Source organism: Pseudomonas sp. MWU16-30322 (genome assembly GCF_020515535.1).
In the GTDB taxonomy this organism is placed as follows: domain Bacteria; phylum Pseudomonadota; class Gammaproteobacteria; order Pseudomonadales; family Pseudomonadaceae; genus Aquipseudomonas; species Aquipseudomonas fluorescens_H.
In genome coordinates this window covers 227,003-238,886 of record NZ_JAIWYL010000008.1, presented here as the reverse complement: position 1 = coordinate 238,886, position 11,884 = coordinate 227,003, and the positions used below count along the sequence as shown (strand labels likewise).

Genomic DNA, 11,884 nt, shown 5'->3' with positions numbered 1-11,884 from the left:
TTCAAGCATTTTCGGATGTCGTTTTATCGCCATTTACAAGCAGAAAAAATCTGTAGGCAGCGACGATTTGTCGCAGATCTTATTCTTTGTTGATTGAACGTTCAATCAAAACAAAATAGACTGGCCCTCAATCCGATAGGCGTTTATCGCCCGTCGGAAGGCCTAAGGAGATGTGCAAGATGCCCAAGGTCGGTATGCAACCCATCCGCCGCCAACAACTGATCGAAGCCACGTTGCAAGCGGTCGATCAGGTCGGAATGGGGGACGCCAGCATTGCGCTGATCGCCCGTTTGGCCGGTGTCTCGAATGGCATCATCAGTCATTACTTTCAGGACAAGAACGGCCTGATCGCCGCCACGATGCGGTATCTGATGAACGTCCTCAGCGAGAACGTCACCGCGCGCCGTCAGGCGCTGGCAGACAGCAGCCCACGGGCGCATCTGCAGGTGATCATCGAAGGCAACTTCGACGCCAGCCAGGTCAATGGCCCGGCAATGAAAACCTGGCTGGCCTTCTGGGCCACCAGCATGCACCAGCCGTCTTTGCACAGGTTGCAGCGGATCAACGATCACCGTCTGTATTCCAACCTGTGCTGCGAGTTCCGCCGTGTGTTGCCGCTCGAAGAGGCGCGCAGCGCAGCGCGTGGACTGGCAGCGTTGATCGACGGCTTGTGGTTGCGCGGCGCGCTGTCGGGAGACGCTTTCGACACGGCGCAGGCGCAACAGATCGCTTACGAATACATGGATTTCCAATTGGCCAAGCAGGTGAGCCAGAGCACACAGAAAACGCTCGGCACCTGAACCGCCACCGCAGTTTCAGCGCGGTGGTCGACGCCAACCACTAATGCACTTGCGAGGACACTATGGCCCGTTTCGAACTGCAAAAACTCTACATCGATGGCGCGTACTCCGACGCTGGCAGCGATGCCACCTTCGAAGCCATCAACCCGGCGAACGGTGAAGTCCTCGCCCAAGTGCAACGTGCGACCAAGGAAGACGTCGAGCGCGCTGTGGTCAGCGCTGAAAAGGGCCAGAAAATCTGGGCTGCGATGACCGCCATGGAGCGTTCGCGCATCCTGCGTCGCGCCGTCGACATCCTGCGCGAGCGCAACGATGAACTGGCGGCTCTGGAAACCCTGGACACCGGCAAGGCTTACTCCGAAACCAAATACGTCGACATCGTCACTGGCGCCGACGTGCTGGAATACTACGCAGGCCTGGTGCCGGCGATCGAAGGCGAGCAGATCCCGCTGCGCGACACGTCCTTCGTCTACACCCGTCGCGAGCCGCTGGGCGTGGTCGCCGGTATCGGCGCGTGGAACTACCCGATCCAGATCGCGCTGTGGAAATCCGCACCGGCCCTGGCGGCCGGTAACGCGATGATCTTCAAGCCAAGCGAAGTCACCTCGCTGACCACCCTGAAACTGGCCGAGATCTACACCGAAGCCGGCCTGCCAAACGGCGTGTTCAACGTACTGACCGGTAGCGGCCGTGAAGTCGGCACCTGGCTGACCGAGCACCCGCGCATCGAGAAAGTCTCCTTCACCGGCGGCACCGACACCGGCAAGAAAGTCATGGCCAGCGCTTCGGCTTCGTCGCTGAAAGACGTGACCATGGAACTGGGCGGCAAGTCGCCGCTGATCATCTGCGACGACGCCGACCTCGATCGCGCCGCCGACACCGCGATGATGGCCAACTTCTACAGCTCCGGTCAGGTTTGCACCAACGGTACTCGCGTATTCGTACCGAGCCACCTGAAAGCCGCTTTCGAAGCCAAGATCGTCGAGCGCGTAGCGCGTATCCGCATCGGCAACCCGGAAGACGAAAACACCAACTTCGGCCCACTGGTCAGCTTCGCCCACATGGAAAGCGTGCTGGGCTACATCGCCAAGGGTAAAGAAGAAGGTGCCCGCGTCCTGTGCGGCGGCGAGCGTCTGACCGACGGCGAATTCGCCAAAGGCGCCTTCGTCGCGCCGACCGTGTTCACCGATTGCACCGACGAGATGACCATCGTCCGTGAAGAAATCTTTGGCCCGGTGATGGCGATCCTCTCCTACGAGACCGAAGAAGAAGTGATCCGCCGCGCCAACGACACCGACTTCGGCCTGGCCGCCGGTATCGTCACCAAAGACCTGAACCGCGCGCACCGCGTAATTCATCAACTGGAAGCCGGTATCTGCTGGATCAACGCCTGGGGCGAGTCCGACGCAAAAATGCCGGTGGGCGGTTACAAGCAGTCGGGCGTGGGCCGCGAAAACGGCATCAGCTCGCTGACCAACTACACACGCATCAAATCGGTACAGGTCGAGCTGGGCGATTACGTTTCGGTGTTCTAAGCCCCGAGTCTTGTATTGCCTGCGAGGGCCTCTTCGCGGGCAAGCCCGCTCCCACAGGTCTGGAGTCGTCCATCAAATCTGTGGCAGCTCCCAATCCTTGTGGGAGCTGGCTTGCCAGCGATTCGAGTGCGCAGCACTCGCCGAGGTCCTACCTGACCACATCTAAAGAGGGTGCATTCAATGTCCCAAGAATTCGATTACATCATCATCGGTGCCGGCTCGGCCGGTAACACCCTGGCGACCCGTCTGACTGAAGACGAAGGCGTCACCGTTCTGCTGCTCGAAGCAGGCGGCCCGGACTACCGTTTCGACTTCCGCACGCAAATGCCGGCCGCGCTGGCGTTCCCGCTGCAGGGTCGTCGCTACAACTGGGCGTACGAAACCGATCCAGAGCCACACATGGACGGTCGCCGGATGGAATGCGGTCGCGGCAAAGGCCTCGGCGGTTCCTCGCTGATCAACGGCATGTGCTACATCCGTGGCAACGCGATGGACTACGACAACTGGGCGAAACTGCCAGGTCTGGAAGACTGGACCTACCTCGACTGCCTGCCGTACTTCCGCAAAGCGGAAACCCGCGACATCGGCCCGAACGACTACCACGGTGGCGACGGTCCGGTCAGCGTGACCACGCCGAAGGCGGGCAACAACCCGCTGTTCCACGCCATGGTTGAAGCCGGCGTGCAGGCCGGTTACCCGCGCACCGAAGACTTGAACGGCTACCAGCAGGAAGGCTTCGGCCCGATGGACCGCACCGTGACGCCGAACGGCCGTCGTGCATCCACCGCCCGTGGCTACCTCGACGTCGCCAAAAAGCGCTCGACCCTGACCATCGTCACCCACGCCCTGACAGACAAGATTCTGTTCGAAGGCAAGCGTGCGGTCGGCGTACGTTACCTGGTCGGTTCGGCGGAAGAACGCGTTGAAGCCAAAGCACGCAAAGAAGTCCTGCTGTGCTCCGGCGCCATCGCTTCGCCACAGATTCTGCAGCGCTCCGGTGTCGGCCCGGCCAAACTGCTGGAAAGCCTCGACATCCCGGTGGTCCACGACCTGCCGGGCGTCGGTGAGAACCTGCAGGATCACCTTGAGCTGTACCTGCAATACGCTTGCACCCAACCGGTCTCGCTGTACCCGTCGCTGCTCTGGTACAACCAGCCGGCCATCGGTGCCGAGTGGCTGTTCAACGGCACCGGTATCGGCGCCAGCAACCAGTTCGAAGCCGGCGGTTTCATCCGTACTCGCGAAGAGTTCGAATGGCCGAACATCCAGTACCACTTCCTGCCGGTGGCGATTAACTACAACGGCAGCAACGGTGTGAAAGAGCACGGTTTCCAGGCGCACATGGGTTCCATGCGTTCGCCGAGCCGTGGCCGCATCCAGGTCAAATCCAAGGATCCGCGCCAGCACCCGAGCATCCTGTTCAACTACATGGCCACCGAGCAGGACTGGCAGGAATTCCGTGACGGCATCCGCCTGACCCGCGAAATCATGCAACAGCCGGCACTGGACGCCTTCCGTGGCCGCGAAATCAGCCCGGGCATCGAAGTGCAAACCGATGAGCAGTTGGACAAGTTCATCCGCGAGCACGCCGAAACCGCGTTCCACCCGTCCTGCTCGTGCAAGATGGGCACCGACGAGATGGCCGTAGTGGATGGCGAAGGTCGCGTGCACGGCATGCAGAGCCTGCGTGTGGTCGATGCTTCGATCATGCCGATCATCACCACCGGCAACCTGAACGCGCCGACGATCATGATGGCCGAGAAAATCGCCGACAAGATCCGTGGCCGCAAACCACTGCCGCGTAGCACCGCTGCCTACTACGTCGCTGGCAATGCGCCGGTGAAAGGCAAGCCGATGCGTGATATCACGCCTGTTGCTCAGTAAGACGTAATACCGAGGCGCGGCCTTCGTCGGAACGCCGCCCGGAGACAAGCTCGCTCCCACATTGGAATGCATTTCAAAGGTGGGAGCGAGCTTGCTCGCGAAGGGGCCCTCACATTCAGCACAAATTCCCCTGCTGCACAGTAAATCCTCCTACACCCCCTCTTCACTTGATCCTACCCCCACGCAGGCCTACTCTAGACCTCGCGCAACCGTTTCACCCCTCCCCGCCGAATCGCTTCACCCCGCAACTCCATAACAAGGAGGTTCCCGAATGTTCGATTTCCACCCCCAGCTCAAGCAGCGCTTCGCTGCCTTGCGCACGGGCGCCGAGTTTTTTTCCCTGCGGTATGTACGCGAGTCCGGCCAGTACCTGTCGGTGCGCAAGAACGTCGCCGAGCCACCAAGCCTGAGCCGCGACGAAGGGGCGATGCTCACTGTGCGCGTCAACGGCGTTGAAGCCTACGCGGCGACCAACGACCTGTCGCAGCAAGGCCTGCAAGCCGCCCTTGCACGCGCCGAGCAGCAGGCCCGGCGGCTCAAGCCGCACGCCCTGCTCGACCTGCGCGACCAGCCAGTGTCGAGCGACCGCGCTGATTACTTTTCGCCCAATCTCGAGCAACCCTTCCCGTCCCTGAGCGAATGCTTCGAGCTGCTCGGCGCGGAATCCGCCTCGGTGCCAAAGGATGAGCGCCTGGTGAATTGGGAAGCGAGCATCGGCATCACCCATGTCGAACAGATCTACCTGAGCAGCGCCGGTGCCGAATTGCGCCAGGCCCAGCGCTTCGTCTATCCGAGCCTGGATGTCACCGCCTACGACGGCAACGACAGCCAGACCCGCTCCCTCGGCCGCGAGAACTTCGGCCAGCAGGGCGGCGCGGACGTGATCAGCCGTTGCGGCCTGGTCGGCGCCGGCCCGAAAGTGGCCGATCAGGCCCTGCAACTGCTGCTCGCGCCGAACACCCCGCAAGGCCCGCGCGATCTGTTGCTGATGCCGGACCAGATGATGCTGCAGATCCACGAGTCCATCGGTCATCCGCTGGAGCTGGACCGCATCCTCGGTGACGAGCGCAACTACGCCGGCACCAGCTTCGTCAAAACCAGTGACTTCGGCAGCCTGCAATATGGCTCGAAGCTGCTCAACGTGACCTTCGATCCAGACATTCCCGAAGAGCTCGCCAGCTACGGCCACGATGACGACGGCAGCAAGGCCAGCAAACAATTCCTGATTCGCGAAGGCTTGCTGCTACGGCCACTGGGCGGCGCGCTGTCGCAGTTCCGCGCCGGTCTCGACGGCGTTGCCAACAGCCGCGCCTGCGGCTGGAACCGGCCGCCGATTGACCGCATGGCCAACCTCAACATCGAGCCGGGCGATCAGTCGCTGACGCAACTGATCAGCAGTATCGAGCATGGCATTCTGATGAGCACCAACCGTTCGTGGTCGATTGACGACGCGCGCAACAAATTCCAGTTCGGTTGCGAGTGGGGTCAGTTGATCGAGAACGGTGAACTTAAAGGTGTGGTGAAAAATCCGAACTACCGGGGCATATCCGCGCACTTCTGGAAGAGTCTGCGCGCGGTCGGCGACGCCGGCACCCGTAGGGTGCTGGGCACGCCAAACTGCGGCAAGGGCGAGCCGAACCAGGTGATCCGCGTCGGCCACGCTTCGCCGGCCTGCGTATTCAGCAACGTTGATGTGTTTGGGGGAGACGCCTGATGAGCATTTCGAAGAGTCAGTCCGACGCCTTCAAGGTCATCGTCAATTGGCTGCGCGACAGTGTGCGCGAGCCGGAACAGTTCACGCTCAGCTATGCCGCCGAATCGTCGGCGTTCGTCCGTTTCAACCACGCCAAGGTGCGTCAGGCCGGCCAGGTGCAGCAAGCCGACGTCGGGCTGAAGCTGATCAACGACGGCCGCCACGCTGACCTGCACATCACCCTGTCCGGTGATCAGGAAGCCGATCTGCAACGCCTCGCCGAAGGCCTGCAGCAACTGCGCGAAACCCTGCCGCTGCTGCCGCAGGATCCGTACCTGCTGCTCAACCACAACGGCTGGCAGAGCAACAACGTGCAGGAACACCCGTTGCCGGACACCGAGCAGGTGGTCGAGGAAATCTGCACCGCTGCTGAAGGTCTGGATCTGGTCGGTTTCTATGCTGCCGGCCCGATCAGTCGTGGTTTCGCCAGTTCCTCGGGAGCGTTCGGCTGGCATCAGGCCAACAGCTTCAACTTCGACTTCAGCCTGTTCCACGAAAATGGCGAAGCGGTAAAGGCCAGCTACGCCGGGCACGACTGGAGCAGCGAAGGCTTCGCCCGACGCTTCCAGCAGGCCCGCGAGCAACTGGCGTTCCTCGGTCGCCCGCTACGTACTCTGGCACCGGGGCAATACCGCGCTTATCTGGCGCCGGCCGCGCTGGAAGAAATCATGGGCATGCTCAGTTGGGGCGGTTTCTCGGCGCAGTCGATTGCCAGCAAGAGCAGCCCGCTGCAGAAGCTGTATGTCGGCGATCAGACGTTCAGTCCACTGGTATCGCTGGATGAGAAAGTCAGCGAATCGTTGAGTCCGGCGTTTTCCGCCGAGGGTTATCCGCGCAGCGATCTGCGGCTGATCGTCGAAGGCAAGGCCGGTGATCAATTGGTCGGTTCACGCAGTGCCGCCGAATACGGCCTGACCGCCAACGGTGCCAGCGGCGGCGAATCGCCGAGCGCACTGAACATGGCGGCCGGTGATCTGTCACAGGCAGAGATTCTCAAGCAGTTGGGCACCGGGTTGTACATCAGCAACCTGTGGTACCTGAACTTCTCGGATCAACCGGCGGCGCGCCTGACCGGCATGACCCGCTTCGCAACTTTCTGGGTCGAGAACGGCGAGATTCAGGCGCCGGTCAGCACCATGCGTTTCGACGACAGCGCCTACAACCTGCTGGGTTCGCAGCTGGAAGCGTTGACCGCCGAGCGTGAGTTGCTGCTGTCGGCGAGCACGTACAGCCAGCGCAATACGTCGTCGGCACTGCTGCCGGGGGCGCTGGTGAGCCGACTCACGCTAACGCTATAACACTGTGGCGAGGGAGCTTGCTCCCGCTGGGGTGCGAAGCGCCCCCAAAACCTGTCAACTCGGTGTTCCTGTAATACCGGGTTGGCTGAATTTACGGCTGCTGCGCAGCCGAGCGGGAGCAAGCTCCCTCGCCACAAAAGCTTCAAGCCAGGACAAGCATTCGGATCAATAACCCACAAGAGGTTCCATGCCCACACGCCCGCCTCTCGACGCCATTACCGCCCGCTGGTTGCCGTGGGTCGTCGCCATTGCGTTCTTCATGCAGTCCCTCGACGGGACCATCCTCAACACCGCCCTGCCGGCCATGGCCAAGGATCTGGCCGAAAACCCGTTGCGCATGCAAGGCGTGGTCATCGCCTACATGCTCACCGTGGCCTTGCTGATTCCGGCCTCGGGCTGGATCGCCGACCGCTTCGGCACCAAGAAAATCTTCTTCGGCGCGATCCTGCTGTTCAGTTTCGGCTCACTGCTCTGCGCGTTATCCAGCAGCCTGACCATGCTGGTCGGCGCGCGGGTCATTCAGGGCCTCGGTGGTGCGCTGATGTTGCCCGTCGGGCGGCTGGTGGTGCTGCGCGCCTACCCGCGTTCGGAACTGGTGCGGATCATGGGGTTCATCACCATTCCCGGTCTGCTCGGCCCGCTGATTGGCCCGACCATGGGCGGCTGGATGGTGCAATACCTGACGTGGCACTGGATCTTTCTGATCAACCTGCCGGTCGGCCTCATCGGTTGCTACGCGGTGTGGAAATTCATTCCCGACCTGCGCGGCACCGAGCGCACGCGTTTCGATAGCCTCGGTTTCCTGCTGTTCGGCGCGGCGATGATTCTGATCACCATCGCCATGGAAGGCCTGGGCGAACTGCACTTGCCGCACCTGCGGGTGATGTTGCTGCTGTTCGGCGGGCTGGCCTGTCTGGCGGCTTACTGGTTGCGTGCCGGGCGTGTCGAAAATCCACTGTTCTCGCCATCGCTGTTCAAGACCCGGACCTTTGCGGTCGGAATCATCGGCAACCTGTTCGCCCGTCTGGGCAGCGGTGCCCTGCCGTTTCTGGTGCCGTTGCTGCTGCAAGTGGCGCTGGGTTATTCACCGGCGCAAGCCGGGATGAGCATGCTGCCACTGGCGGCGGCGGCAATGATCGCCAAGTGGGTGGCGCGACCGCTGATCGAACGTCTTGGCTATCGCATCGTGCTCACCGGCAACACCCTGGCGCTGGGGATCATGCTGGCGAGCATGGGCCTGGTCAGTGAGCAGACGCCTTATTGGCTGTTGCTGTGCCTGCTGGCGATTCTCGGCGCAATCAACTCGCTGCAGTTCACCGCGATGAACACCGTGACCCTGATCGACCTCGACGACGCCAGCGCCAGCAGCGGCAACAGCTTGCTGTCGGTGGTGGCGCAACTGTCGCTGAGTCTGGGGGTGGCCTGTGCCGGTGCGTTGCTTGGCGGGTTTACGGCGGAGATCGGCAACGACGGTGTCGAAACCGTGTTGGGCGCGTTCCAGCTGACGTTTGTCACGGTCGGAGTGATGGCGATGCTGGCGGCGACGATCTTCTCGCAACTGTCGAAAGAAGACGGCCGCCGGGTCAAACGCCCGGATGAACATCCGGATGAACACATCGAACACTGACCAAACAGCGAAGGCCTTTGTGGCGAGGGAGCTTGCTCCCGCTGGACTGCGCAGCAGGCCCCCGCTTTTTGAGTTGAAGAGCGGGGCCGCTTCGCGCCCCAGCGGGAGCAAGCTCCCTCGCCACAGTTGATCTCTTTCCATGAGATTCAGGCACTGTTCGTCCAGAACTTTCGAGGAAAGTGGCACGGGGCTGCTACACTGCGCGACATTTTGTTTTGCAGGCCAGTCCCGTGACCACCATCGCCACCGCTTTTAATACTCTGCCGCTGTCCGCCGCCATGCTGGCTAACCTCGAATCCCTCGGTTATGCCCAGATGACGCCGATCCAGGCGCAGAGCTTGCCGGTGATCCTCAAGGGGATGGACCTGATCGCCCAGGCCAAGACCGGCAGCGGCAAGACCGCCGCGTTCGGCATCGGCCTGCTCAACCCGATCAACCCGCGCTACTTCGGTTGCCAGGCGCTGGTGATCTGCCCGACCCGTGAGCTGGCCGACCAGGTCGCCAAGGAAGTCCGGCGTCTGGCCCGTGCCGAGGACAACATCAAGGTCCTGACCCTGTGCGGCGGCGTGTCGTTCGGCCCGCAGATCGCTTCGCTGGAGCACGGCGCGCACATCATCGTCGGTACCCCGGGACGTATCCAGCAGCACCTGCGCAAGGGTTCGCTGGTGCTCGACGGTCTGAACACGCTGATCCTCGACGAAGCCGACCGCATGCTCGACATGGGCTTCTACGACGCCATCGAAGACATCATCGAAAAGACTCCGGCACGCCGTCAGACCCTGCTGTTCTCCGCCACGTACCCGGTGGGCATCAAGCAACTGGCGTCGAAATTCATGCGCGATCCGCAAACGGTGAAAGCCGAAGCGTTCCATGACGACACGCAGATCGAACAGCGCTTCTACGAAATTTCTCCGGAAGAGCGCATGAGCGCAGTGACCAAAGTCCTGCACCACTTCCGCCCGGACTCCTGCGTGGCGTTCTGCTTCACCAAGCAGCAGGTGCAGGAAACCGTCGATCACCTGACCTCCAAAGGCATCTCCGCCGTCGGCCTGCATGGCGATCTGGAACAGCGTGACCGCGACCAGGTGCTGGCGATGTTCGCCAACCGCAGTACGTCGGTCCTGGTTGCCACCGACGTGGCCGCCCGTGGTCTGGACATCGATGCGCTGGACATGGTGATCAACGTCGAGTTGGCCCGTGACTCGGAAATCCACATTCACCGCGTTGGCCGTACCGGTCGTGCCGGCGAGAAAGGCATCGCGGTCAGCCTCGTTGCGCCGTCCGAAGCGCATCGCGCGCAAGCCATCGAACAGCTGCAGAAAGCTCCGCTGAACTGGGATCAGGTCGACAACCTCAAGTCCCAGGGCGGCGCCCCGCTGCAGCCACCGATGAGCACGCTGTGCATCGCCGGCGGGCGTAAAGACAAAGTGCGTCCGGGCGACATCCTCGGCGCACTGACCGGCGACGCCGGCATCCCGGGCGCGCAGGTCGGCAAGATCGCGATCTTCGACTTCCAGTCGTACGTGGCCGTTGAACGCACCGTGGTCATGCAGGCGCTGCAGCGCTTGAACAACGGCAAGATCAAGGGCCGTTCGCTGCGCGTGCGGGTTTTGTAAACGATCTTCCACCCAAAGAAGATCCCCTGTGGGAGCGGGCTTGCTCGCGAATGCAATCTGTCAGTCGACATCATGTTGAATGACACACCGCTTTCGCGAGCAAGGCCGCTCCCACAGTTTGTTTTGTAGCGACCCACCAAGAGGACACCGTTTTGCGCTCTACCGAAGTCGTGATCATTGGCGCTGGCGCCGCAGGGTTGATGTGTGCACTGACCGCCGCCGGGCGTGGGCGTCAGGTATTGCTGCTCGACCACGCGAACAAGGCCGGCAAGAAAATCCTGATGTCCGGTGGTGGCCGCTGCAATTTCACCAACATGTACACCGAGCCGAGCAATTTCCTCTCGCACAATCCGCATTTCTGCAAATCGGCACTGGCGCGCTACACCCAGTGGGATTTCATCGGCATGGTCGCCAAGCACGGCGTGCCGTACCACGAGAAGAAACTCGGCCAGTTGTTCTGCGATAACAAATCCAGCGACATCCTCGGCATGCTGCTCGACGAGTGCGATCAGGTCGGCGTCGAGCTGCACCTGGACACCTCGATCCAGACCATCGAGAAAGTCGAGAACGGTTACCTGCTCGACACCACCCTCGGCCAGCTCCAGTGCCAGTCGCTAGTGATTGCCACCGGCGGGCTGTCGATCCCGACGCTGGGCGCTACAGGCTTCGGTTATCAGGTGGCCAAACAGTTCGGCCATGAACTGCTGCCGACCCGCGCCGGGCTGGTGCCGTTCACCATCACCGATCAGCTCAAGGAACTGTGCACCGAGCTGTCCGGTACTTCGGTGGATTGTCTGGTCAGCTGCAACGAGCAGAGCTTTCGCGAGAACATTCTGTTCACTCACCGTGGCCTCAGTGGCCCGGCGATTCTGCAGATCTCGTCGTTCTGGGAGCCGGGCGACACCGTGGAGATCAACCTGCTGCCGGATCACGACACCGCCGCATGGCTGCAGCAGCAAGTGGCCGAGCGTCCGAACAGCGAACTGAAAACCCTGCTCGGCGAGATCTTCACCAAGAAGATGGCCAATCTGCTGGCGGACAACTGGTTCGTTTCCAAACCGATGAAGCAGTACACCCACGCCGAACTGGCGCAGATCGCCGACAAACTCGGCAGCTGGAAAGTCGTCCCGGCCGGCACCGAAGGCTACCGCACCGCCGAAGTCACGCTGGGTGGCGTCGATACTCGCGAAGTGTCGTCCAAGACCATGGAATCGCTGAAAAGCCCTGGCCTGTATTTCATCGGTGAAGTGCTCGACGTCACCGGGCATCTGGGTGGCTTCAACTTCCAGTGGGCCTGGGCCTCGGGTTACGCGGCTGCGCAGTACGTCTGATCCAACACAAATCAAAAACTGTGGGAGCGGGCTTGCTCGC

8 protein-coding genes are annotated in these 11,884 nt (G+C 61.8%); all 8 read left to right on the top strand.

The features are described from left to right. Nucleotides 1–179: 179 nt before the first annotated feature. On the top strand, nucleotides 180–800 hold the full coding sequence (betI, locus tag LCH64_RS18375; protein WP_003228996.1) for a transcriptional regulator BetI: 621 nt from the start codon (nucleotides 180–182) through the stop codon (nucleotides 798–800). A 62-nt stretch (nucleotides 801–862) separates the two neighbouring features. After that, entirely contained in the window at nucleotides 863–2,335 is a 1,473-nt protein-coding gene (betB, locus tag LCH64_RS18370) for a betaine-aldehyde dehydrogenase (protein ID WP_003228997.1), read from the top strand. 180 nt (nucleotides 2,336–2,515) lie between these two features. Beyond that, on the top strand, nucleotides 2,516–4,219 hold the full coding sequence (gene betA, locus LCH64_RS18365; RefSeq protein WP_226500932.1) for a choline dehydrogenase: 1,704 nt from the start codon (nucleotides 2,516–2,518) through the stop codon (nucleotides 4,217–4,219). Nucleotides 4,220–4,490: 271 nt separating this feature from the next. Continuing rightward, on the top strand, nucleotides 4,491–5,933 hold the full coding sequence (locus LCH64_RS18360) for a TldD/PmbA family protein (RefSeq protein WP_226500931.1): 1,443 nt from the start codon (nucleotides 4,491–4,493) through the stop codon (nucleotides 5,931–5,933). Then, nucleotides 5,933–7,270: a TldD/PmbA family protein gene (locus LCH64_RS18355; RefSeq protein WP_103485212.1), complete on the top strand. Its 1,338-nt coding sequence runs from the start codon at nucleotides 5,933–5,935 to the stop codon at nucleotides 7,268–7,270. Before LCH64_RS18360 ends, LCH64_RS18355 begins: the two co-directional genes overlap by 1 nt. A gap of 187 nt (nucleotides 7,271–7,457) precedes the next feature. Continuing rightward, nucleotides 7,458–8,897, top strand: a complete 1,440-nt coding sequence (gene mdtD / locus LCH64_RS18350) for a multidrug transporter subunit MdtD (protein ID WP_201136380.1) — start codon at nucleotides 7,458–7,460, stop codon at nucleotides 8,895–8,897. Between the two features lie 230 nt (nucleotides 8,898–9,127). Continuing rightward, nucleotides 9,128–10,513, top strand: coding sequence for an ATP-dependent RNA helicase DbpA (gene dbpA, locus LCH64_RS18345; RefSeq protein WP_103485210.1), 1,386 nt, complete (start codon nucleotides 9,128–9,130; stop codon nucleotides 10,511–10,513). 152 nt (nucleotides 10,514–10,665) lie between these two features. Then, nucleotides 10,666–11,844 (top strand): NAD(P)/FAD-dependent oxidoreductase, encoded by a 1,179-nt coding sequence (locus LCH64_RS18340; RefSeq protein ID WP_226500930.1) that lies wholly within the window; start codon nucleotides 10,666–10,668, stop codon nucleotides 11,842–11,844. Nucleotides 11,845–11,884: the final 40 nt, after the last annotated feature.

Bases quoted from the DNA above. Each gene is read 5' to 3' on its own strand.
- betI (WP_003228996.1), top strand. From the start codon at position 180: ATGCCCAAGGTCGGTATGCAACCCATCCGCCGCCAACAACTGATCGAA.
- betB (WP_003228997.1), top strand. From the start codon at position 863: ATGGCCCGTTTCGAACTGCAAAAACTCTACATCGATGGCGCGTACTCC.
- betA (WP_226500932.1), top strand. From the start codon at position 2,516: ATGTCCCAAGAATTCGATTACATCATCATCGGTGCCGGCTCGGCCGGT.
- LCH64_RS18360 (WP_226500931.1), top strand. From the start codon at position 4,491: ATGTTCGATTTCCACCCCCAGCTCAAGCAGCGCTTCGCTGCCTTGCGC.
- LCH64_RS18355 (WP_103485212.1), top strand. From the start codon at position 5,933: ATGAGCATTTCGAAGAGTCAGTCCGACGCCTTCAAGGTCATCGTCAAT.
- mdtD (WP_201136380.1), top strand. From the start codon at position 7,458: ATGCCCACACGCCCGCCTCTCGACGCCATTACCGCCCGCTGGTTGCCG.